Annotated in this window: 21 protein-coding genes; 10 read left to right on the top strand and 11 right to left on the bottom strand. The window is 65.2% G+C overall.

What is annotated here, in order from left to right:
• Nucleotide 1: 1 nt before the first annotated feature.
• A complete protein-coding gene (gene hisH, locus E8M84_RS08510; RefSeq protein ID WP_137110685.1) occupies nt 2-643 on the bottom strand; it encodes an imidazole glycerol phosphate synthase subunit HisH in 642 nt (213 codons plus the stop codon).
• A 58-nt stretch (nt 644-701) separates the two neighbouring features.
• On the bottom strand, nt 702-1,289 hold the full coding sequence (hisB, locus tag E8M84_RS08515; RefSeq protein WP_137110686.1) for an imidazoleglycerol-phosphate dehydratase HisB: 588 nt from the start codon (nt 1,287-1,289) through the stop codon (nt 702-704).
• A gap of 363 nt (nt 1,290-1,652) precedes the next feature.
• Between hisB and E8M84_RS08520 the strand changes: the two genes are divergently transcribed.
• The 4 genes from E8M84_RS08520 to E8M84_RS08535 all read left to right on the top strand — a co-directional run bounded on the left by E8M84_RS08520 (nt 1,653) and on the right by E8M84_RS08535 (nt 5,779).
• Nucleotides 1,653-3,098, top strand: a complete 1,446-nt coding sequence (locus E8M84_RS08520; protein WP_137110687.1) for a mannose-1-phosphate guanylyltransferase/mannose-6-phosphate isomerase — start codon at nt 1,653-1,655, stop codon at nt 3,096-3,098.
• Nucleotides 3,095-3,928: a hypothetical protein gene (locus E8M84_RS08525; RefSeq protein WP_137110688.1), complete on the top strand. Its 834-nt coding sequence runs from the start codon at nt 3,095-3,097 to the stop codon at nt 3,926-3,928. The genes E8M84_RS08520 and E8M84_RS08525 overlap by 4 nt, the downstream gene beginning before the upstream one ends.
• A gap of 27 nt (nt 3,929-3,955) precedes the next feature.
• Nucleotides 3,956-4,537, top strand: a complete 582-nt coding sequence (locus E8M84_RS08530; protein WP_137110689.1) for an isopropylmalate isomerase — start codon at nt 3,956-3,958, stop codon at nt 4,535-4,537.
• A gap of 549 nt (nt 4,538-5,086) precedes the next feature.
• Nucleotides 5,087-5,779 carry a sugar transferase gene (locus E8M84_RS08535; protein WP_137110882.1) on the top strand — a complete coding sequence of 231 codons (693 nt, stop codon included), beginning with the start codon at nt 5,087-5,089 and terminating at the stop codon, nt 5,777-5,779.
• A gap of 410 nt (nt 5,780-6,189) precedes the next feature.
• On the opposite strand, the gene E8M84_RS08540 is transcribed toward E8M84_RS08535, so the two are convergent.
• Complete coding sequence (locus tag E8M84_RS08540) at nt 6,190-6,399, bottom strand: hypothetical protein (RefSeq protein WP_137110690.1); 210 nt, start codon at nt 6,397-6,399, stop codon at nt 6,190-6,192.
• Between the two features lie 443 nt (nt 6,400-6,842).
• Here E8M84_RS08540 and E8M84_RS08545 point away from each other — a divergent pair, with 443 nt between their 5' ends.
• Entirely contained in the window at nt 6,843-8,663 is a 1,821-nt protein-coding gene (locus E8M84_RS08545) for an ABC transporter ATP-binding protein (RefSeq protein WP_137110691.1), read from the top strand.
• Between the two features lie 81 nt (nt 8,664-8,744).
• Nucleotides 8,745-9,584: a 2OG-Fe(II) oxygenase gene (locus E8M84_RS08550; protein WP_137110692.1), complete on the top strand. Its 840-nt coding sequence runs from the start codon at nt 8,745-8,747 to the stop codon at nt 9,582-9,584.
• Nucleotides 9,585-9,589: 5 nt separating this feature from the next.
• Here the strand turns inward: E8M84_RS08550 and E8M84_RS08555 are convergent, their stop codons facing one another.
• From E8M84_RS08555 to E8M84_RS08565, 3 genes are all read right to left on the bottom strand, one after another.
• Complete coding sequence (locus tag E8M84_RS08555; RefSeq protein ID WP_137110693.1) at nt 9,590-10,885, bottom strand: glycosyltransferase family 4 protein; 1,296 nt, start codon at nt 10,883-10,885, stop codon at nt 9,590-9,592.
• Nucleotides 10,886-11,033: 148 nt separating this feature from the next.
• Nucleotides 11,034-11,951, bottom strand: coding sequence for an NAD-dependent epimerase/dehydratase family protein (locus E8M84_RS08560; RefSeq protein WP_137110694.1), 918 nt, complete (start codon nt 11,949-11,951; stop codon nt 11,034-11,036).
• A gap of 175 nt (nt 11,952-12,126) precedes the next feature.
• A complete protein-coding gene (locus E8M84_RS08565) occupies nt 12,127-13,611 on the bottom strand; it encodes a hypothetical protein (protein WP_137110695.1) in 1,485 nt (494 codons plus the stop codon).
• 176 nt (nt 13,612-13,787) lie between these two features.
• Between E8M84_RS08565 and E8M84_RS08570 the strand changes: the two genes are divergently transcribed.
• Nucleotides 13,788-14,759, top strand: coding sequence for a glycosyltransferase (locus E8M84_RS08570; protein WP_137110696.1), 972 nt, complete (start codon nt 13,788-13,790; stop codon nt 14,757-14,759).
• Nucleotides 14,760-14,846: 87 nt separating this feature from the next.
• Here E8M84_RS08570 and E8M84_RS08575 read toward each other — a convergent pair whose 3' ends face one another.
• Together E8M84_RS08575 and E8M84_RS08580 are read right to left on the bottom strand one after the other, a co-directional pair.
• Nucleotides 14,847-16,091, bottom strand: coding sequence for a glycosyltransferase family 4 protein (locus tag E8M84_RS08575; protein WP_137110697.1), 1,245 nt, complete (start codon nt 16,089-16,091; stop codon nt 14,847-14,849).
• Between the two features lie 9 nt (nt 16,092-16,100).
• Nucleotides 16,101-17,069, bottom strand: a complete 969-nt coding sequence (locus tag E8M84_RS08580; RefSeq protein ID WP_137110698.1) for a glycosyltransferase — start codon at nt 17,067-17,069, stop codon at nt 16,101-16,103.
• A gap of 166 nt (nt 17,070-17,235) precedes the next feature.
• Here E8M84_RS08580 and E8M84_RS08585 point away from each other — a divergent pair, with 166 nt between their 5' ends.
• The 3 genes from E8M84_RS08585 (at nt 17,236) to E8M84_RS08595 (ending at nt 19,982) form a co-directional block, all read left to right on the top strand.
• Nucleotides 17,236-17,979, top strand: a complete 744-nt coding sequence (locus E8M84_RS08585) for a WecB/TagA/CpsF family glycosyltransferase (protein WP_240790317.1) — start codon at nt 17,236-17,238, stop codon at nt 17,977-17,979.
• Complete coding sequence (locus tag E8M84_RS08590) at nt 17,976-18,938, top strand: glycosyltransferase family 2 protein (protein ID WP_137110700.1); 963 nt, start codon at nt 17,976-17,978, stop codon at nt 18,936-18,938. The genes E8M84_RS08585 and E8M84_RS08590 overlap by 4 nt, the downstream gene beginning before the upstream one ends.
• A gap of 66 nt (nt 18,939-19,004) precedes the next feature.
• Entirely contained in the window at nt 19,005-19,982 is a 978-nt protein-coding gene (locus E8M84_RS08595; protein WP_137110701.1) for a class I SAM-dependent methyltransferase, read from the top strand.
• Between the two features lie 4 nt (nt 19,983-19,986).
• On the opposite strand, the gene E8M84_RS08600 is transcribed toward E8M84_RS08595, so the two are convergent.
• The 3 genes from E8M84_RS08600 to E8M84_RS08610 all read right to left on the bottom strand — a co-directional run bounded on the left by E8M84_RS08600 (nt 19,987) and on the right by E8M84_RS08610 (nt 23,053).
• A complete protein-coding gene (locus tag E8M84_RS08600) occupies nt 19,987-21,231 on the bottom strand; it encodes a hypothetical protein (RefSeq protein ID WP_137110702.1) in 1,245 nt (414 codons plus the stop codon).
• Nucleotides 21,232-21,332: 101 nt separating this feature from the next.
• Nucleotides 21,333-21,935: a polysaccharide biosynthesis/export family protein gene (locus E8M84_RS08605; RefSeq protein WP_137110703.1), complete on the bottom strand. Its 603-nt coding sequence runs from the start codon at nt 21,933-21,935 to the stop codon at nt 21,333-21,335.
• Between the two features lie 167 nt (nt 21,936-22,102).
• Nucleotides 22,103-23,053 carry a hypothetical protein gene (locus E8M84_RS08610; RefSeq protein WP_240790336.1) on the bottom strand — a complete coding sequence of 317 codons (951 nt, stop codon included), beginning with the start codon at nt 23,051-23,053 and terminating at the stop codon, nt 22,103-22,105.
• Nucleotides 23,054-23,055 lie beyond the last annotated feature (2 nt).

Genomic DNA, 23,055 nt, shown 5'->3' on the forward strand with positions numbered 1-23,055 from the left:
CTCACGGGGCCCAGCGGAGGAAGTTGCCGATCAGGCGGAGACCGGCGGCTTGGGACTTCTCGGGATGGAACTGGGTACCGAGGATGTTGTCGCGCCCGACGATGGCGGTGATGGGGCCGCCATAGTCGCAGAAGGCGAGGCGGTGCGCAGGGTCGGTGACGCGGAAGTGGTAGGAGTGGACGAAATAGGCGTGGTCGCCGGTAGCGATGCCCGTCAGCACCGGGTGGGGGCGTTCCACGACAAGGTCGTTCCAGCCCATGTGCGGGACCTTCAGGGCGCGGTCCGTGGGTTCGATCTTCACGACATCGCCGGGGATCCAGCCGAAGCCCGATGTCTCGCGGTATTCGTGGCCACGGCTGGCCAGCATCTGCATGCCGACACAGATCCCAAGGAAGGGGCGGGCCTTCTGGATGACGGCCTCTTCGATGGCCTCGAACAGCCCGCCATAGGAACCAAGGGCTGCGCGGCAGGCCGGGAAGGCGCCGTCGCCCGGGAGGACGATGCGGTCGGCACGGGCCACGTCCTCGGGGCGCGAGGTGACGAGGATATCGCCGCCGCCAACCTCCAACGCCATGCGCTGGAAGGCTTTCTCGGCAGAGTGCAGGTTGCCGGAATCGTAGTCGACGAGGGCGGTCAGGGGCATCGGGTTCGGGTCTCTCGGGGCCCAAAATTTTTCGGCGAAAAATCTTGGGCGCGCGGGGTTAGAGCGCGCCTTTGGTGGTGGGAAGCGCGTCGCCAAGACGAGGGTCGGGTTCCACCGCCTCGCGCAGGGCGCGGGCGACGGATTTGAACGTGGCTTCGGCGATGTGGTGGCTGTTCAGCCCGTGCAACTGATCGACGTGCAGCGTGATGCCGCCGTGGGTGGACAGGGCCTGGAAGAACTCGCGCACAAGCTCGGTGTCGAAGGTGCCGATCTTCCCCGTGGGGAAAGCTACGGTCCAGATCAGGTAGGGCCGCGCCGACAGGTCCAGCGCGGTGACGATCTGGGCGTCGTCCATCGCAAGGCGGAAGTGGCCATAGCGGCGGATGCCGCGCTTGTCGCCCAGGGCCTTGGTCAAGGCCTGGCCAAGGGCGATGCCCACGTCTTCGACCGTGTGGTGGTCGTCGATGTGCAGGTCGCCCTTCGCACGGATGGTGAGGTCGATCAGGCTGTGCCGGGACAGCTGGTCCAGCATGTGGTCGAAAAAGCCGACGCCGGTCTGGCAGTCGGAGCGGCCGGTGCCGTCGAGGTTCAGGGAAACCGAAATCTCGGTCTCGGCGGTCTTGCGGGTGACGGTGGCTTCGCGCATCGGCGGCTCTCCTGACAACGCGGGCCTTATAGGGCGCGGGGGGCGCAAGGGGAAGGCGGTTCCGGGGTGAGGCCGTCCTTGGGCCTTCGGGCTGCGCAGAGGTGCCACAGCGGGGACGTCCGCACGCACCGACTATATATAGTGTAGCTTCGGCGGGTGCGGCCCAACCAGCGGGCGATGCGTCCCGCACCCGGTCGCCTTGTGGTCGCAAAGGCGAAAGGGCGCCGGTTCGGCAGTTGCCTTCCTGTCGCGAATGCGGTCCCTTTGGCCCGATTCTTGGCTTAATATGGCCCAGACTGGCAGCAAGACATTCACCGCGGCTTCGACTCGGGGCCGGACCAAAGTTTGGAGTTCAATCAGGTCATGCCTGAGATTTTTCCGGTTCTACTGTGCGGCGGGTCGGGGACCCGCCTGTGGCCCGTCTCGCGCAAGAGCTTTCCCAAGCAGTTCGTGCCGCTGGCCGGGCAAGGAACCCTGTTTCAGGCGGCGGCCGGACGGATGCAGGGGGCGGAAGGGGTTGTCGCGCCGCTGGTGCTGACCAATTCAGACTTCCGCTTCATCGTGGCCGAGCAGCTGGCGGCAGAGGGCATCCGCCCGGCGGCGATCCTGATCGAGCCTGCGGCGCGGAACACTGGTCCCGCGATCCTGGCGGCGGCGCTGCATCTGGTGGCGGATCATCCTGAGGCGCTGATGCTGGTGATGCCTACGGATCACAGCATTCCGGACGTCGATGCGTTTCGTGCGACAGTGGCGGCCGGGGTGCCGCGCGCCCTGGCGGGGCAGATCGTGACCTTCGGGATTCGCCCCGACCGGCCCGAGACGGGCTATGGCTGGATCGAGCTTGCTGCGGCCCCGGTCGATGGCCAGGCGCAGAAGGTGGCGCGGTTTGTCGAGAAGCCCGCGCTGGACAAGGCCGAGGCGATGCTGGCCGAGGGGCGCTATCTGTGGAATGCGGGCATTTTCCTCATGTCGGCCAAGGCGCTGATTTCTGCGTTCGAGGCGCATGCAGGCGATCTGGTGGCTCCGGTGGCGCAGGCGGTCCGCGACGCGCGGCAGGACCTGGAGTTCCTGCGCCTGGCCGAGGCACCGTGGGCGGGGGTGCGTGACATTTCCATCGACTATGCGGTGATGGAGAAGGCAGCGACCATCGAGGTGGTGCCCTTGGGCACGGCCTGGTCGGACCTGGGCGACTGGAACGCGGTCTGGCGCGAGAATGGCGGGGCGGCGGGGGGCGCGGTCACGCATGGCCCAGTGACGGCGATCGACTGCGAGGGGACCCTGCTGCGGTCGGAGGTCGAGGGCCAGCATGTGGTGGGGATCGGGTTGAAGGATCTGGTCGTCGTGGCAATGCCGGATGCGGTGCTGGTGGCCGACCGGTCGCGGTCGCAGGACGTGAAGACGGCGGTGGCGCAGCTGAAGGCGCGCTCGGTGCGGCAGGCAGAGGTCTTCCCGCGCGATCACCGGCCCTGGGGCTGGTTCGAGACGCTGGCGCTGGCCGACCGGTTCCAGGTCAAGCGGATCGTGGTCAAGCCCGGGGCGGCACTGTCCCTGCAAAGCCATGTCCACCGGGCGGAACACTGGATCGTGGTCAGTGGAACGGCTCAGGTCACCGTGGGCGACGAGGTGAAGCTGTTGAGCGAGAACCAGTCGATCTATGTGCCGCTGGGGGCGATTCACCGGCTGGCCAACCCGGGCAAGGTGCCAGTGGTGCTGATCGAGGTGCAGACCGGGGCCTATCTGGGCGAGGATGACATCATCCGCTACGAGGACATCTATGCCCGGGGCGACGAGAAGGGTCCAGCGCGGTGAGCGAAGCAACTGATATCCTGGACCGGCTGGCCATCGTGATGGCGCATCCCGATGACGAGGTGCTGTGGGCCTGTTCGGCGCTGAAGGCGGCCGAGAAGATCATCCTGGTCTATGGCGACAGACCGAATGAGCCGGCGTTCAACGAAGGGCGCCGCGCGTCGATGGCGGAGTTTCCGCTGCCGACGCTCGACTGGCTGGCGCTGCCGGAAGTGGGCGTGTTCGACAGTGCCTCGTGGCCCGAGGTGCGGGAAACCGATTACGGGCTTTATCCGCATCGCGCGCTGCGGATCCTGGACCACTTCAACCCGGAAGCGTATCGCGCCACGTTCGGCAAGCTGACCGACGCTTTGCGCCCACGGTTTGCAGGCATCCGGAACGTGATCGCGCATGGGCCCTGGGGTGAATATGGCCATGAGGACCATGTGCAGGTGTTCCGCGTGGTGGAAAGGCTTGCGGCGGAGATGGGGTTCCGGCTGTGGGTGCCGGCTTACGTTGCGCAGAAGTCCGAAGCGCTGATGTTGCGGAACCTGCGGTTCTTTGGCAGGCCGACGCCGCCGATGCCGATCGATGCCGCCCTGGCGGCCGAGATCACCGATCTCTACAAGCGGACGAACACCTGGACCTTCTCTGACACCTATGTCTGGCCAAAGTCAGAGCGGTTTCTTCCCTTTATCGCGGGAGGTGCGCCTCCCGGCGACAGGGCGGATCCGGCCGATGTGCATCACATTGTTTTTCCGGCGGACCATGACGCCTGGCGCAAGTTCCTGCCCTGGCGGCGCGAGGCGGCGCGCAAGGTGCTTAGCTGGATCAACGGCCGCCGTTTTGGCTGACGCCATGCCAGGGCGTGGACCGACCTGATGCGGACGGCCCTGACCTGCGCCTTCACGCAATGGCGCCCGGAGCTGGGCGACAACCATCTGATGGGCTGGGTGACCGTGGGCGTCTATCTGGGCGCGGCGGTGGCGTCCGGGCTGGTGGCACGGCGGCTGGCGTCCGCGGATCCGGCCAACCGTAGCGAGCGGTGGTTCTGGCGGATGGCGTCAGTGATCCTGCTGCTTCTGGCGCTGAACAAGCAGCTGGACTTGCAATCCCTGCTGACTTTGTTCGCCCGCTGCCATGCCCAGCTGTCCGGCTGGTACGGTGCCCGGCGCGGGGTGCAGGAAGCCTTCATCTACCTTGTGGCGGCTGGTGCCGTCGTCACCATCGGCCTGATGACGCTGCTCCTGCGGGGAATCCTGAGCCGGATCTGGCTGGCATTGGTCGGACTTGGCTTTGTCTGCGCCTTCGTTGTGATCCGGGCTGCGAGCTTTCACCATGTCGACGTGCTTCTGGGTAGTTCCTCGGCCGGGATCAAGCTGAACTGGCTGCTGGAACTGCCAGGCCCGATCCTCGTCGCGCTGGTCGCCTGGCGCAGGGTGTCAGGCGGTTCCACCCGCTGATCCGTCAGGAAATCGAATCGCGCAATCCCGCCTGCGCCGGGTCGCTGCCGGTTTTGCAGGCAGGCTTGACCCAAACTGTGGTTGACGGAGCACTTTAACGGAAAATTCACCGTTTCAAAAAGACGCACAATCGGAACGGCGGTTTCGGTCGTGAAACCTGACTTGTGAGGGAACCTGACCCAAAGCTAGAGAGGGCGGAAGGAACCATTTGAATCGGAATTCTTTAAAAGGCGAAGAAAATCATAGCAGTGGTTGGCAACCTGGTCTGAATTGTGGCAGCGGCTGCTTTACAGGCTGGCAAAACGGCTGTTTCGAGCCCTGTCCCAGACCGGAAATCGACACAACCATAGCGTGTAACCTAATGAGAAATAACCACTTTCTGGCTTGTGCGTTCCTCGGGACTGCATTGCTACCGGACCGTCCGAGTGGTAGAAGCCTAACAGTGAAAACGGTTATGTGGCGAGTGCGAGAGTTCATTCTGGGTCGGCGGCATAGCGTCGGCACCGAAAATTTCGCTTAGCGATTGGTACCCTTGCGGAGGCGTTGCAGATGGACTTTCGTTCTGGATTGGCAGGGCAAGACTTTGAACGGCCGTCCGCGAACGTCAGCGACGGGTGGGTTAGGGTGCGGCGCGAGCCGCTTTACCGCAGATCGCTGAAGCGTTGCCTGGACGTCGGTTTCGTCCTGATGGCGCTGCCTTTCGTGCTGCCGGTCATCCTGGTGCTTGCTGCAGTGCTGAAGTTCAGCGGCAATGCGCCGTTCTTCACGCAAGAGCGGGTGGGGATGGGCGGTCGGACGTTCCGGCTTTGGAAACTGCGGACGATGGTTCCCAACGCGGAAGAGCGGCTGCAGGAGTATCTGCAGAACGACGACGTCGCGCGCCGGGAATGGGACGCCTACCAGAAGCTGTCGCATGACCCGCGCATCACCGAATTCGGTCAGTTCCTCCGCAAGAGCTCGCTGGACGAACTGCCGCAGCTTTGGAACGTGCTGATTGGCGACATGAGCCTTGTCGGCCCGCGTCCGATGATGGTGGACCAGCAGGAGCTGTACCCGGGCACCGCTTATTATGCGCTGCGTCCCGGACTGACCGGCACCTGGCAGATTTCGGATCGCAACCAGTCGACGTTCGCGCAGCGTGCCGAGTTCGACGCCGAATACGAGCGCAGCCTGTCGTTCTTCAAGGATTTGAAGATCCTGCTGTCGACTGTGGGTGTGGTGCTGCGGGCGACTGGGAAGTAATCATCGACTGATCGGACGGGCTGTGCTGGCGCACCCAGCCAACCAGGGCGACGCCCGGTAACAGGATTGCCGTTCCGGTCAACGGATAAGCCAGGGCAACGGCCCAGAGCGGATAGTCATAGACAAAAAGGACCACAGAGACGCTGGCTGCGCCGAACATCGCGATCAGAACCAGCCCCAATGCCATCCCCGTCTCCTTGTTCGGAGAAATCTTCACACCACAACAGACCCCCGTCATTTGTTAGCTTAGGCAACTCGGGGCGTATGTCGAGATACGAAACGTGATTTACTTTTCATGCTCGCCAGGTTCGCTTGGCATTTGGCGAAACTTGGCCGAACATCGGCTACCAAAGGCGACGTTTCTCGCCGATGATCGCGGGCATCCCGGGGCGCCGAAAGCTCAGCTGCAATCAGCCGTGGGAGTATTGCCGCGCCAACTGGTCTTTCGACGCGGTGGTCGAGGTGCGGATGTTCCAGGCTGCAGCGAAGAACAGAAGCGTGAGGCTGGTGATCGCCGGGTAGGCCACAAGGGCGATCCAGAGCGGCACGGACAGGGCAATCGCCGTGCAGAGGAAGATCATGCCGACTGCAGCAGACAGAAGGATGTTTCCGACAAGCATTTTCGCAACCCCTACGCGAAGTGTGTAGTCAGGATGCTCGTCACGCGTGGCAAGAATGTGGCCGCGCTTTGGTCAAAGTTCGTCGTCTTGGCAGAAGTTCCCCGAGATTACGTAGCGTTATCAATGGGCTTGTCTTGGATCTGCCACCAGCAGGCCGGGGGGCAAGGTGGGTGCAACCTTGACGGGAAATTCGGTACTGAGCTTCGTGCTTGGGCTGTAGCATATTGAAAGAAAACAGAAAAAATGGGTATCGTGTCTTTCGGATGGTTGTCGGATTCGGGCGATTCGGCCGGACCGAGCAGCCAAATTCGTGACCCGGCCGGAAGATGGCGCGAAACTGCCTGCAGAGGCAGTGATTCGGCCCGCGAAGTGCACGAGGAATGCCTTTCTTTTGTCATGCCCGGGCAGCAAGGTGGGCCGGTCGCAGGCCGTGAGGACGGGAATTGATCGCAACGTATCGCAAGCTGTTTTCGTTGTTCGACGCGGTCGAGCGGCGCCGGTTCTGGGTCCTGACCGGGGTCATGCTGCTGGTGGCGACGGCGGAGATTGCCGGGATCTCGGCTGTCCTGATGCTGTTGAACGTGCTTGCGACCCCGGAGTCGTTGCAGACCAACCAGACCCTATCCTACCTGGCGCAGCTTTTCGGACTTGAGAGCACGTTCAGCTTTCAGGTCGGGCTGTCGGCGGCTGTCCTGTGCGTGGTCATGGTCGGACTTGCGATCAAGGCGCTGGGGAACTACGCGACGATCCGGTTCTCGACGATGCGGGGCTATACCATCTCCTCCCGCCTGCTGGCGTCCTATCTGAGCCAGCCCTATCCGTGGTTCCTGCAGCGCAACAGCGCCGAACTGGAAAAGAACGTGCTGATTGAGGTGGATGGCCTGGTCGACCGGGTGATCCTGCCCTGCCTGCGGCTGGTATCGAACAGCCTTCTGGTGCTGGCGATCCTTGGGTTCCTGTTGATGGTTGACCCGCTGGTCACGCTGTTTTCCGGCGGGGTGCTGGGACTGGGCTACGGGCTGATCTACATGCGGTTCCGCGGGCGGTTGCATCGGCTTGGCACCGTCATGATGGATGCGTTTGAAAACCGCTTCCTCGTCGCGCAGGAGGCAACCGGCGGGATCAAGGACGTCAAGCTCATGGGGCTGGAGTCGACCTATGTCCGCAGCTATTCGGCGGCGGCGCAAAAGGCCGCGCAGTCCGGTGCGACCATGGGCGTGATGCAGGAATTGCCGCGGTTCGTGCTGGAGGCGATCACCTTCGGCACCATGCTGGCGCTGATCCTGCTGCTCTTGGTCAAGAGCGGGGGCAATGTCACCGAAATCGTGCCGATTTTGGGGGTCATCGCGTTTTCGACAATGCGGCTGCTGCCGTCCTTGCAGCAGATCTATCACTCGCTGGTGTCGGTGCGTGGGGCAACGGCGATCCTGGATGCCATCGTTGCGGATTTCGCTTCGACGCCACCCCTGCCGCTGGCGGATGCGACCCGGACCGAGCCGTTGCCGCTGCTGCGGGAACTGGAACTGGAGAAGGTAAGCTTTGCTTATGCCCAGGCGGACAAGCCGACGCTGCGCGGGGTCGATCTGAAGATCAAGGCGCGGACGACGGTGGGGATCGTCGGGGGAACCGGGGCGGGCAAGACGACGCTGGTGGACCTGATCCTGGGGCTGCTGACCCCGGACGCGGGGGAGCTGCGGGTGGACGGGCATCCGATCACGCCGGAGAACGTGAGGGCCTGGCAGGGAACACTGGGGTATGTGCCGCAGACGATCTACCTGACGGACGAGACGATCGCCTCGAACATCGCCTTCGGGGTGCCCAAGGATGAGATCGACATGGCCGCGGTCGAGCGCGCGGCGAAGATTGCGGCGCTGCATGACTTTGTGATGGCCGACCTGCCGCAGGGCTATGACACCTTCGTTGGCGAGCGCGGGGTGCGGCTGTCCGGTGGGCAGCGGCAGCGGATCGGGATTGCCCGCGCGTTGTACCGTAACCCGACGCTTCTGATCATGGATGAGGCAACTTCGGCCCTGGACAACATCACCGAGCGGGTGGTGATGGAGGCGGTTGACCGTATCCGTGCCGACAAGACGATCATCCTGATCGCGCACCGGCTGACGACGGTAAAGACCTGCGACACGATCTTCCTGATGGATCGCGGCAGGCTTCTGGCCCAGGGCAGTTATGACGAGCTGCTCGCCGGAAACGAGGTGTTCCGGCGAATGGTCGCAGGGGGTGCGGAAGAAGTACATGCTACGATGTGAATGCGAGATTCTTGAACCCGGACCTGCGTGTTGGCAGGCCTGTTAGACCAAAGCCGAGAGAAGAAGACTGAGAGGTTGAATATGTCCGTTAGCACTCTGCCGATCGATCCCGAGACGCTGCTGATCGACGCCGATGGCGCGCGTGAGTTTGGCAAGTCCGTTGCCGAGGCCTATCGGTCGAAGACGCCCTATCCCTATGGCTGCTTCGACAATTTCATGCCGCCGGAAATCCTGGACAAGGTCCGCGAGGAGCTGCGCGAGCTGCCAGCGGCGGAAAGTTTCTTCAACCGCCCGCAGGAAAAGCTGAAGGCGGCCTATATGCCCGAACGGCTGGGGCCCTATACCCGCGCCCTGTTCCATTCGCTGAACTCGAAGGCCTTCCTGGCCTTCCTGGAGGAGCTGACCGGCATCGACGGGCTGATCCCCGACCCCTATTACGCGGGCGGTGGCATCCATGTGGTGTCGAACGGCGGGCACCTGGACATCCATGCCGACTTCAACCGTCAGGGCAAGCTGAACCTGGAACGGCGGCTGAACGTGCTGATCTACCTGAACAAGGACTGGAAGGAAGAATACGGCGGGTCGTTCGAGGTCTGGAACACCGACATGACGGCCAAGGTCGCGGGCTTTGTGCCGCTGTTCAACCGGATGTGCTGCTTCAACACCGGGTCCGATACCTGGCACGGCAACCCCGAGCCGGTGAACCATCCCGACAAGGAACCCCGGATGTCGATTGCGCTGTACTATTACACCGCGACCTGGGATTCGACGAAGGTGTCGCACACGACGCTGTTCAAGCCGCGTCCCGGCACGAAGGACAAGGTCGACCGACTGGAACAGCGGCATCGGATCATGGAGAACCTTTTGCCACCGGTGATCTACCGCAGGTTGGGCCACCGGCTGCGCAAGCTGGGGATCTGAGGACCTTAACGGCGCAAGACCGAGGACAGAAAGTCAGCCATCCGCCGGGCGATGACGTCCGGCGCATAGCTGGCGGCAACGTGGCTGCGCGCGGCAGTACCCAGACGGCACGCCAGGGACGGGTCCCGCATCAGCCGAAGGCAGGCATTGGCCATCGCTTCGGTATCTTCAGGCGGGACCATCAGGGCCGTCTCCTCATGCGTCGCGATCTCTAGCTGGCCACCAACGCTGGTTGAGACGACCGCTGACCCTGCCGCCATGGCTTCAATCAGGGTGCCCCCGAAGTTTTCATAGCGTGACGCGACCAGAGTGACCCCGTGCCGTGCACGCAAGGCAGCCACTTCCTCACGCGACTGCTTTCCGACCGCCTTGATCCGCGAGCGGACCGGTTCGGGCAGACGGGCAAGTCGGTCGGATAGCATCTCCATGCCGCCCCCGTCACGCGGCACCCCGTCGTCGGGCCCGACGAAAGTGAACTGCGCAGTAGGATGCGCCGCGGCGATCAACGCGAATGCGTCTACCACAAGGTCGCCACCCTTGATGTGGTCGTACCGACCGACAAAGAGGACGTGATTCAGAAGCTCTTCTTTCAGATCAATGCCTTGCGCCGGAACCGGAAACGGGTTCGGGATCACGGCCTTGGGGACATTCGGCAGGCCCCACAGCGCTTCGGTCTGCCGTAGCACGACTGCTGATGGCGAGGTTATGCCATCCACCCGCTGCAGGCCTTTGGCCTCGCGCGCTTCTCGACGGGCGCTGGCGGCATCATCCGGGGCACTGCCTGCCATGCGGTGCAGCCACCACGGGCCATGCAAGGTCGCCACGATCGGTACGGACACCTTCCCCCGGATTTGTCCGACCCAGCCCTGCGTCTCTTCCATCACGACAACTTCGACACCGTACAGGGCAACTGCGCGCCGGATCGCCTCTACGTGCTGATCGACCATCGACCGGACCTGCGCGCCCTCCGGGTCCAGCTTTTGCCTCAGACGATCCACAAGCCGCAGCCTGGCATCGGGCATCGCAATGACGCGCGGGTGGTCATGCGGTGCATCCAACCAATGCGCTATGATGGTGACTTCGTGCCCTGCTTTCTGCAAACCCGCTGCCAGGTGGCTGACTGCGGTTGCAATTCCGTTTGGCGTCAGAACACCGGGCCAAGCCGGTGTCACAAAGGCGACCCGCAGCGGCCGGGCTTCACTGCCCTTGGTCATTGAAGGCCTCTCTGCCGCGCAGTTCGGACCTTGCGCTGGGTTTGCTGACGTCCAGGCATCTTGGGCAAAGGCCGATAAAGTTCGCATTCAAGATCAAAAGCGTACCAATGGTAATCAGCGTTTCGCCCAGCGTCTTTCGCCGGAGGACAGTGAGCAGAACCGGCAAGTGCTGTCAAGGGAACCCAGGCTTGGGCGAGCGGTTGGCGAGCGCGGGAGGGGGCGGTTCTACGGACCCTTACGACCGCCCCAGCAGCGCCGCCAGCCCGTCCTCCAGCGTCACCTCTGCTGTCACGCCGAGCACCGCGCGCGCGCGGTTCGGGTCGCCCAGCGATTCCCGGATATCCCCCACGCGTGGATCGCCATGCTGCACCACCGGCACCCGCCCGTGCAGCCGCGCCAGCGTGTCGATCAGCGCCAGAAGCGTCGTCGTCCGGCCGGTGCAGATGTTGAACACCTCGCCAGCCGCCTGCGGCGCGCGGGCCATCGCCGCCATGAGAAACCGAACCACATCGGCGACAAAGACGAAGTCTCGCGTCTGCAATCCGTCACCGAAAACCGTCACCGGCAATCCCTGCGCCAGGCGGCTGTTGAAGATCGAGATCACCCCCGAATAGGCCGAAGACGGATCTTGCCGCGGGCCATAGATGTTGAACGGCCGCAGGCCCACGGTCGGCAGGCCATGCACCGCCATCGCGATGCGCCCGTGCAGTTCCGATCCCAGCTTGTCCACGCCATAGGGCGTCTGCGGGCGCGGCACCCGCGCCTCGTCAACCGCCCCTGTACCCGCATCGCCATAAACGGCGGCCGAGGACGTATAGACCACCGGCACGCGTCCCGCCCGCGCCGCTGCCTCGAACACCGTCACAGTGCCGGTCTGATTGGTGAGATGCCCTTCGCGCCAGTGTTCGTTGCAATAGGCGACCGAAGCGATCCCGGCCAGATGGAACACGCCTGCACAGCCCGCAATGGCCTGCGCCACCACCTCGGGGTCCGCTACGTCCCCCTCGATCACCCGCACCTCGGGCGCCAGGTTGCTGCGCTTGCCGGTGGACAGATTGTCCAGCACGACCACCCCGTCGCCCCGCGCAAGAAGCGCGTCCGCCAGATGCGATCCGACAAAGCCGCAGCCTCCGGTGATCAGATATTCCGCCATCTCAATTCCACCCTCAAATCCCGATCATCCGCAAACGCAGGCGCGCCGCATCGTCATGCCACCACACGCCCGCCCGTTGCAAGCGAACAGGTCTCCCTCGCCGCCACAGGCCGCAGCGCAGGCGTAGGGCTCACGTTCGGCCAGGCGAAATGCGTCACCGCCCGGGAGGGAGAATTCATCTCAAGGCGCCTCTTTGCTCGGATCGTTTCTGTCTCTTCTGAGGCGTGCCGCGTTCGTCCGGCATGAGCCAGCTTGCCCGGTCGTCGTCCGCCTGGGGATTCGCTGTGCCTGCTGTTTCGGCGCTGTCCCTTGCGGAGCGAAGCACCGCAGCGCCGGCGACTGCCCCGGCGCAAAGCCAGACATAGTTGACGAGACCGGAGTTGGGCAGGAGGTCGATCAGCGTGGCCGCCAGAAGGACGGTCAGGCCCGGTGTGATGAGCGAGGGGCCCGACGACTTCCGGCGGAGGGCGTAGAGGAGAATGGGCACCGTCAGGAGGCCAAAGCGACCGATGTAGCCAAGCCAGCCGTATACGCCGATGAAGTTCAGCCAGATGCCATCGGTGACGCTGGTCATCTGGCCGGTCTCGGGGTCGAAGATCGAGTTGCGGCCCCAGCTGCCCCAACCGGCGATAGGCTTCTGGTTGGCCCTCTCCAGAAGCGCGTCCTCGTTGTCCAGCCGGAATTTCAGCGAGCTGGCCCGGTCCTCGCTGATCGACAGGGCGAGGTTGTAGGCGGTGTCGACCGGGATCCAGCCCGCGCCGCGCAGCATCGGGTAGAACATGACGATCGCGGCGATGCCGGTGGCGAGGATGACCTGCAAGCGGCTGCCAAGCAGGATCACGATCAGCGCCGAGGGCACGGCGATGGCAAGAGCGCCCAGGCTTTTCGAAAGGTAGAGAACCAGCGTGAGCCAGAGCGTCGCGGCAAGCCAGCCGAAGGACGTGCGCCCTTCACGGCGGGCCTCCTTGAACAGGACGGCCGAGGCGATGATGGCCATGCAGAAGAAGATGCCGACCATCAGGCCGTGGTTGAGGAAGACGGTGGGGCGAAAGCCTCCGGCGCGGACGTGCTGCACGAAGTCCGAGGGGAAGAAGCCGTAAAGCCAGGTGTGCAGCTGCGGCGAGAGGCGGATTTCGATCAGCGCTGGGATCGAGTAGGCGAGGCCGCCGATCGCGATGGCTTCCAGCAGCGCGCGGTGACCGGCCTCGTTGTTCAGATAGCGCAGGCCGAGCCCAAGCGGGATGAGCGCGACAAGGATCGCCGAAATCAGGCCCCAGGCATCATAGAGCCGGAGGCCCGGCAGGAAGGTGCGGCCGTCGATGATCGGCTGGGTATTGTAGAGCACGGTCAGAACCGGGGTCACCACAACAAGGCCCAGAAGGCAGACGAGAACCAGCCTTCCCGTGCGAGAGGAGGCGTCCTGCGGGACCTTGATCCGGGGCGCCATGAGCAGGCACAGCACCAGCGCCGAAACCGCAGGAACCAGCGACTTGTCGATGACCGGGATCATCGGGAACTTGATGTAGGTCCCGGATGGCAGCAGCAGGTGCCCGCCGATCAGCGTCCAGACCAGCGCGCGTTCCAGGGAAAGGAAGCGGAACAGCACCACGGCTGCAAGGGGCGAACTGAGCAGGACCAGATAGGCAAGGATATTCGGCATCAAACCTGTCCGGACGTGCTGGGTGGTTTCTTTTACCCGCTCTGGCGCGCAAGGAAAATGCCAAGTGGTGGCGCGGGGGGTGGGAGGCGAAGATTTCCGGAGACCGGCGGCCCTTGGAAGCCTTCCGGTTTTGTGCATTCTGGCGGAATGATTGCCGAAAGCCCCGAGAGTTCTGCGTGACCGACCAGCTGCTTCGTCCCAGTGGCCTTGGGGCCGTGATCATCGGGCGCAACGAAGGGGCGCGGCTGGTGGCGTGCCTGGCCTCGTTTCCCGATAGCGTGCGGCCGCTGGTCTATGTCGATTCGGGATCGACGGACGGTAGTGTCGCGGCAGCGAAGGCGGCGGGGGCCGAGGTGGTGGCGCTGGACATGTCGCTGCCCTTCACCGCGGCGCGGGCGCGGAACGAGGGGTTCCGGCGGCTGGTTGAGCTTGGCGCGCCCGAGTTCGTGCAGTTCGTCGATGGCGATTGCGTGATGCAGCCGGGCTGGCTGGCGGCGGCCAGGGCGTTTCTGGAGGCGCGTCCCGAGGTGGGGGTGGTCTGCGGGCGGCGGCGCGAGATGAAGCCTGAGGTTTCGATCTGGAACCGGCTGTGCGACGCGGAATGGGATACTCCAGTTGGTGAGGCCAAGGCCTGCGGTGGCGATGCACTGATGCGGGTGGCGGCGGTGCAGGCGGTGGGGGGCTATGATCCGACGCTGATCGCGGGGGAAGAGCCGGAGTTGTGCGTGCGGCTGCGGGCTGCGGGCTGGAAGGTCTGGCGGTCGGGTCAGGAGATGACGCTGCACGATGCGGCGATGACGCGGGTCGGGCAATGGTGGAAGCGGACCCGGCGGGGCGGACATGCCTTTGCCGAGGGCGCGGCGCTGCATGGCGCACCGCCGGAACGCCATTGGGTGGCCGAGACGCGGCGGGCGGTGCTGTGGGGGGCAGTGTTGCCGGTGGTGGCGCTGGTCGGGGCTTTGGTGAGCCCCTGGGCGCTGGTGCTGCTGCTGCTCTATCCGGTGCAGATGCTGCGCCTTGGCCGCCGCTATGGCTGGGAGCGTGGGGTCTTCATGGTCCTGGCCAAGTTCCCCGAGGCGCTGGGGGTGCTGCAGTATTGGCTGAACCGGCTGCGTCGGCGGCGGGCTGGGTTGATCGAATACAAGTAGGGGCAGCTTGCCTTGGGAATGCTCCTCGTGCGCCTTCGGCTTCTCGTCGCTGAGGGTAGCGACGAGGGACGAAGTCACCGAGGAGCGTCAGGGGCGAAGATTGCCGTCTGGCCCTCCGGCCCGGAACAGGTCGGCAAGCCAGGCGCCTTCGCGGGCGATGTCGTGTTCGCGCTCCACCGCCTTGCGCCCGGCCTCTCCCATCCGGGCGGAAAGCTCGGGGTCGGCCATCAGGCGCATCATCCGGTCGGCGAGGGTTGGCACGTCCCCCGGGGGCACCGTGAAGCCGGTCACGCCGTCCTCGACCAGTTCCTGCACGCCCGCGACACGGCTGGCAACGACGGGGATGCGGGAGGCGAGGGCCTCCATGTAGACGACCGGCAGGCCTTCGGCGAAGGAGGGCAGGACCAGCATGTCGGAGTTTGAGAGGAGGTCCGCGACCTGGGGTTGGGTCATGAAGCCTGCGAAATGGACCGATGCCGCGATGCCGAGCGCCTGCGCGCGGGCTTCGGCCGGGGCGCGGGCGGGGCCGTCGCCGGCGAGGGTCAGGGTCGCGTCGGGGTGGGTTTTCAGGACCTCGGCCATCGCCTCGATCAGAAGGAGTGCGCCTTTTACCGGGTCGAGACGGCCGACGAAGGCCACGCGCTTGCCGAAAGCGCGGGGGGTGCGGTGGTAGAGCGAGGGGTCGAGGCCGCAATGGACGATGGCGATCTTCCCCCAGTGGATGGGGTCGGAGAACAGCATCAGCTGCGAGCGACAGAAATGGGTGATGGCGACAACGAACTTTGCCCGGGCGATCTTTTCGGGCAGGGACCAGCGGTCGACATCGAAGAAGATCGCGGGGCCGTGTTCGGTGAAGCTGAAGGGGATGCCCGCCAGTTTCGCCGCAAGGATGGCGACCGAACAGCTGGAATTTCCGAAGTGGTTGTGCAGGTGGCGGGCGTTCTGGGTGCGGAGGTGATCGGCAAGCACACCGGCCTCAAGGAAGTAGAACAGCTGCCAGAGGAAGGCCTTGAGGCCGGGTGAGCGCATCCTGATCGCGAGGGCTAGGGTTGAAAACCAGGTGCCCGGCGCGCGGACAAGGGCGCGGGCGTGGGCTTTCACGAGGGTCAGCGGGTTCTTTGCGGCGGCGATGACGTAGAAGGTCTCGGCGCGGGCTTCCTGTTCCTCGCGCCCCTTGAACTCGGATGCAGGCGGGCGGCGGATCGAGCAGGTGATGACCGGGACGCCTGCAGCGCGGACGGCCAGCACCTCGCGCAGGATGAAGGTGTGCGAGACCTTGGGATAGTCGCCGGTCAGATAGGCGACGGGCCGGGTGTCGGGGGTTTCGGTCATGCCGGGTCTCTATCGCACAAGTTTACGCCGCCACCACAGGATCTTGCCCGCCCCGCCGCAGGCGGCAAGCTGGAAGTGGGTGGAGCGGGTGGGCGAGAAGGAGCGGGTCAGAAGGGCAGCGAGGCCGTGCCCCAGGACCTGGGCGCCGCCGACGGCCATCCAGAGCGCCACGCGGGCCGCGCCGCGCAGGCCGCCATGGCCGCTTTCGACAAGGCAGCGGAGCTGGCCGTCGCTGAACCGGCGGGCGCGGAGGAAAGCGAGGCTGGCGCGGGAGGCGGGGACGATTTCTTGGACCAGCGCGCCGGGGCACCAGAGCATCGGGATCTGGTGATCGTCGACGAGGCGGCGGAAAAGCCAGACGTCCTCTCCCCCCCGGTCGAAGGCGGTGTCGAAGGGGGGATCGACCAGGGCAAGGGTGGCCTTCGCGAACATCGAATTGCCCGAACCAAGATAGGCGCGGAGGTGCTGTACCTCGGCCCCGTCGGCGGCGGGAAGGCGGCGGCTGAAGACGCGGTCGAGGGGGCCGCGCAAGGCGGCGGGCGGGTCGGTTTCAAAACGTGGCTCGACCGCGCCGAAAGCGGCCTTGGCGCCCTGCCGGGCGGCCCGGGCGAAGGCGTAAAGCCAGCCCGCGGCCGGGGTTTCGTCGTCGTCAAGGAAGATCACATGCGTGCCAGCGGCCTCGGCCACGCCACGGTTGCGGGCGCGGGCGACGCCGGTCTGCGGTTCGTGGACATATCGGACGAAGGCCGGGGCGGCAGCGGCGGCAGCTTTTGCCGAGGCTTCGGGCGAATTGTCGATCAGGAGGAGTTCGACGGGTTCCGGAATCGATGCGCGTTCGGTGGCGACGGCGGCGAAGAGAGGGGGCAGGAGAGCCTGGCGCCGGAAGGTGGGGACGACGATGGTAAACGACACCGGCAACAATTCGGCTGATGGCGCGGGATCGTTCCCCTGACTGAATGTCTCTTGCGCGAATGCCACGAAAAAACCCTGCCAAACCTTGTATGTCGCAGACTATCGTCTTGACGGCGAATGAACAATCGCCTGTCAGTCAGGTGCGGTGCCAGATGTGTGTGGCGACAGGATGGCAAGGGATAGAGTTGTGACGGTTGGTTTGTCTGTTTCCGGAGATGCGCGATTGGACCCGATGACATTGGTCAATTTTCCGACCGAGGCGGCGCTCTTGGCGGATATGGAGGCCTGTCTGGCGCGAGGGCAGGGCTTTGCGGTCGCAACGCTGAACCTGGACCATGTGGTGAAGCTGCGCCGGAACCCCGCGTTTCTGGCGGCCTACCGGACGCATAGCCATGTGGTGGCGGATGGCAATCCGATTGTCTGGATGGCGCGGCTGTCGGGGCGGTCTGATGTGGCGCTGGTGCCGGGGTCGGAGCTGATTGCTCCGGTGGCGGCAATGGCGGCACGGGTGGGGGCGCCGCTGGCGTTTCTGGGGTCGACAGAGCCGGTGTTGCAGGCGGCGGCGAAGCAGTTGAAGGCGGATCATCCGGGGCTGGAGGTCGCGGCTTGCTTGGCGCCACCCTATGGGTTTGACCCGGCGAGCGCGGCGGCGGATGCGCTGTTGGATCAGGTCGCGGCCTCGGGCGCGCGGATCTGTCTGCTGGCGCTGGGGGCACCGAAGCAGGAGCTTCTGGCAGCGCGGGGTCTGGCGCGGCATCCGGGGATGGGGTTCCTGTCCATTGGCGCAGGGCTGGATTTCATCGCCGGGCATCAGACCCGCGCGCCGGTCTGGGTGCGGAAGATCGCGATGGAATGGCTCTGGCGGATGCTGTCGAACCCGCGGCGTCTGGCCAAACGCTATCTGGACTGCGCGCTGGTATTGCCGTCGATGACGGTGACGGCGCTGAAGGCGCGCAACGGGGGGGCGGGGAAATGAGCGCTCCGACAGTCCTGACTGTGCTGCTGAACTGGCGGACGGCGGACATGACGCTGCGCGCGGCGGACAGTGCCGAGCGGGCGATGGAAGGGATCGAAGGCGGGATCGTCGTCGTCGATAACGATTCCGGCGACGGGTCCTTCGAGAAGATGAGCGCGGCGCTGAAGGATCGGCCGCGGTTTCGCGTGGTGCAATCGGGCCGCAATGGCGGCTTTGGGGCCGGCAACAACGTGGGCATCCGGCTGGGGCTGCTGGGGGGCGTGCGGCCGGACTATGTCTATATCCTGAACTCGGATGCCTTTCCGGCGCCGGATGCGATCCGGCTGCTGCTGGACTACCTTGAGGCGCATCCCAGGGTCGGGATCGTCGGCAGCTACATCCACGGGTCGGACGGCGAGCCGCATGTGACCTGTTTCCGCTTTCCCTCGGTCGCGTCGGAACTGGAAGTGGCGGCGCGGACCGGGCCGATCTCGCGCCTCCTGCGGCACAAGTTGGTGGCGATCGGGGTGCCCGAGGCAACGGGGCCGGTGGACTGGCTAGCGGGTGCCAGCATGATGCTGCGGGAAGAGGTGATCCGGACGGTCGGGGTCTTCGACGAGACCTTCTTCCTGTATTTCGAGGAAACCGACCTGTGCCGTCGCGCGGCCGAGGCGGGCTGGCCCACGCATTTCGTCAAGGAAAGCCGGGTCGAGCATATCGGCTCGGTGTCCACGGGCATGAAATCCTGGAAACGGGTGCCGGGCTACTGGTTCGACAGCCGCTGGCACTACTTCCGCAAGGTGGGCGGCACGTCGCGCGCAGTGGCTGCGACGCTGGCGCATGTCTTGGGGGCGCTGATCCTGAAGGCGCGGCGGCTGGTGCAGCCGAAAATTGACCCCGGACCGCCGCATTTCCTGCGTGACCTGGTGGGACATGCCCTGCGCAGCCTGTTCAGGAAACAGAGTGTTGATCGTCGGTAGGGTGTTTCGGTGCTAGGATTGCTTATCTTTGGTTAAGCAATTCTAAAAAAGCACGGGACATCTGCCATGGACGATCCTGTACGACAGCCTCGCTGTCCGATTTGCGGAACTTCGGCGGGGGAGCTGACAACCTGGCTGGACATCCCGATTGATGTGAAGACGGGGCAACCGATCGACACGGGCAAGCTGGTCTGGTGCCAGTCCTGCGACGTCGGGCTGATGCGACGGGCGATGACGCCCGAGGAAGTGCGGGTCAGCTATGACATGGCGGCCTATTACACGCATGGTCAGACGCATTTTCCGGATGTGGCTCCGGGTCTGGCCGACCGGGTCCTGGTCAAGCTGGCCTGGTTGACAGACCGTGGCCGGATGATGGATGCGGCCCGGCTGCAGGAGCTGCAGCCCGGGGCGCGGCGGGTCCTCGACATCGGCTGTGGCGGCGGGGATTTCGTGGCCAGCCTGGCCGCTCCGGGGCGGGAGCTGTTCGGGGTCGACCCCGATCCGAAGGCGCGGGACATGGCGGCCGCGCGCGGCGTGACGGTCGAAGCGGGGACGGCGGAGGTCATGCCTTCTGCCATCGGGGGGCAGACGTTCGACCTGATCGTGATGACCCATGTGCTGGAACATTGCGCCGACCCGGCGCGCGCCTTGCGCAATGTGCGGGATCTGCTTGCCCCGGGCGGAGGGTTCTATTGCGAGGTTCCGAACTGCGCGGCGCTGCATTTCCAGACCTATGCCGAAATCTCGGAAATGCTGGACGTGCCGAGGCATGTGCACTTCTTCACCCAGGGTTCCTTGCGGCGACTGATGGAAGACGCCGGGTTTACGGTCGCAGCCGCTGTGCACCACGGCCATACCCGCCACTTCTCGGCAGGGTGGCGAGCCTGGGAAAACCTGGTCCATCGGCGCTTGCGCGCAGCAGGCGGCGCCAGACAGACCCAGCGCCGCAGTCTGGGACGGGATCTGGGATTGATCGCAAGATCAGCCTTTGCGGGGCCCGAGCGGAAATACGACTGCATCGGGCTGTTCGCCCGGACCGCCTAGAGCGTCAGGGACGGAACTGGAAGTCCCGGCTGATCGCGACGAAGACGCTGGGCGATTCCGCGCGGCCGCCAGCGTCATGGCGTATGGTGTAGCCCATGCCGCCGGACAGGCTCCAGTCAGCGGTCAGCATGTGGCTGACACCGGCATCGAGCGAAATCTGTTCGATGCGCTCGGAGGGCGAGTCGCTGTTTTCGTAGCTGGCGTCGAAGAGGAAGGTCGTCGTGTCGTTCAGGTTCTTGGCCCAGGACAGGCTGAAGGTGGAATCCGTGACCGACGCGTCGTCGTCGACATCGTAGGCAACGCTGCGTTGGACCCGAAGGCCGACGCTGCCGTCGGGCAGGGCCCGGGTCCATTCCAGCGAGCCGATCAGGTCAGTCCCGGTTTCGTCGCCATGGGTCAAGCCGAGGCTGGCCGAGAAGGTGTCGCGCTGGGCCTCAAAAGCGCGGCCGATTTCGAACGTCTCGCGCTGGCCTTCGTCGGCATCGGTTGCGACGCGCAGAAGGGCATAGGCAGTGCCGACGGGCATGTCGTAGGACAGCCGGATGCTGGCATCGGGGCCACGGTCATGCTCGATCACGCCGCCGTCTTCGGTTTCGGTGTCGGTATAGCCCAGTTCGACCGAGAGGTCGGTGCGTTCGCTGATCGCATAATCGAGGCCGGCGAAGACGGTCCCGGCATCGGTGGTTGTGGTGCCGAGATCCTCTTCCTCACGGTGGCGATAGCGGATGCCGACGCGGCCGGTCGCGACTTCGGAGAAACGCAGGATCGCCGCCAGGTCGGCGCGCCATTCATCGCTGTCGACCAGATCGGGGTCGATCGTGTCCTGGTATTCGGTCCGGTCATAGGCGAGACCGAAGGCAAGCCCGACAGTGGAGGTGCGGCCGGTTTCCAGCCGCGCGGACAGGAGCAGGTCGCTGCGGGTGCCAACTGCGCCGACATCGCCGAGGTCGTCGCCGAAGGCATCGGCGTCATCGGTGCGGAACTCGGCCGCAAGGTCGAGCACGGCAGACGGGACTTCCCGGTGATAGGCGAAGGTCAGGGCGGTGCGGCCAAAGTCGATCTCGCTGCCGGAATCGCCGTCCCGGGCGATGATGCCGCCCGTCACCCCGAAATCAAGCCGGTCAATCGCGGTTTCGCTGGACAGGCCAAAGGACAGAAGCGTGACGTTGGCAATCTCGGTCCCGCTTGCCGGGATCGACAGGTCATCGTTGCGGCTGATTTCCAGCCGGTTCTCGATCCCGAAAGTCAACAGGACGCCACCCTCTTGCGCACGGCCTGCGCCGGGCACAAGGGCCGCGCTAAGGGCGCAAACCCCTCCCAAAAGGTGGCCGGACCGGCGCATGGCTCTGATTACTCGAACAGTTTGCGCTGCGGGATCACGATGACATCGCCAGAGACAAGGCGCGTGGTGCCGCCGGACGAGGCGCCGCGTTCGATGGCGTCGAGGTCAAGCTTGTAGATACGTTCGTTCCCGGCCTTGTCGACACGACGCAGCTGGATGCGCTTTTTCGCGGCAAAGGGCGACAGGCCGCCGGCCTGGGCAATGGCCTGCAGGAGGGTGGTGCCGGGGCTCACCTGAACCTTGCCGGGGGTGTTGGCGGCGCCCAGGATGAAGATGTCGATGGTGCGCGGCGCCGAAGCGGCGGGGCGTTCGGCAAGCGCGCTGAGCGTCACGAAGACGGTCGGGGTCGAGGCGAAGCCCGGGGCGAGGCGGCTGGCCAGTTCGGCCTGCACTTCTGCCAGGCTGCGGCCCGCAACGCGGATGGTCCCCGCGACCGGGAGCGAAATCTGCCCATCCGGCAGCACGATCGCGCTGCGGTTCAGCGTGGCATCTTCCAGAACCTCGATCTGCAGCGTGTCACCCGCGCGGACGCGGTAGTCCTGTGCCGTCGCTGCCAGGGCGAGGATCGGCAAAAGGAACAGGGCGGCGACCAGACGGCGAAGGATGGACATCGAAAAACTCTCCATTGCGCCCGCAAAATACGGGTTCGGCTGCTTCCGGACCACGATATTTGTCTAAGGGAGGATCGGAAAGAGGAAATGCGCCTGAATGAAGCCGGGAAGGCCACGTCAGGCGGTGGAAGCCCGCCATTGCCGCTGACGGTGGCGGATATGCAACATCAGGCCGCGAAACCGGACAAGCGGAGGGTGTCGACCACAGAATCGGTCGTCTCCTGCATCAGCCGCGCGACCTCGGGGTCGGGGGCCGTGGCAGGGGTGCCGTCGGCGCGGGCAAGAGCGTGGGGCAGGCCGAGGGTGGGCTGCTGATAGAGCACTGCGCGATGGACCAGTGCGACGAGGTAGTTGCCGACGTCGTTCAGGTGGATCACGTCCAGGGTGCCGTCCTCGGCCCGGGAGAAAAGGTCGGTCCGGTCGCGGACATTGCCGACGCCGCCCCGCGCCTCGACCGCGCGGACGAAGGCGGCAAGGACTTGGCCCGCGGGGATCAGGAAGATCTGCGTCACTTCGGGCAGGCGTTTCAGCGCGGGGCCAAGGACGCGCGACAGCCAGTAGCGGTCGTGGTCAAGGTCCAGCCGTTCGAGCCAGCCTTCGGGGTCGTCCAGCTGGTGCCAGGTTTCATAGAGGTAGAGCCGCACGTCGGGCCGGGCCCGCAGCGCCTCTTCGGCCCAGCGGGCGAGGTAGACCGGGCTGTCGTAGTAGCGGATCGAGGCGCGGATCTCGACCATCTCGGTCAGGACAATGGCGTCATAGTCACCGCTGCGCACGGCTTCCAGCGCGGGGCGGAAGCGGGGATGGGCGTTTTCCGCCTCGAACCCGTTGATGGGCGCGTCGCCCCAATGGGCCTGCAGCGTGGTGCCCCAGCCGAGCTGGCTGTCGTACTGGTGCCCGGTGGGGGCCAGCTGGGCCAGCATGGCGGGCATGTCGCGGTTCACCAGGCTGTGGCCCAGGTGGAAGACGGTCATCGGCTGCTCGGGCTTCGGGACCGAGGTTGCCGTCAGCCGGGACTTGACCGATGCGGCAGAGGGCGCGCGGGTCAGGTGCCAGTAGAGCCCGCCTGCGCCGAGCGCGGAGAGAAGGCTGCCAAGGATCGCCGTCCGCCGTGTCATCATCT

The organism is Rhodobacter sp. SY28-1 (genome assembly GCF_005222785.1).
Classification (GTDB): domain Bacteria; phylum Pseudomonadota; class Alphaproteobacteria; order Rhodobacterales; family Rhodobacteraceae; genus Tabrizicola.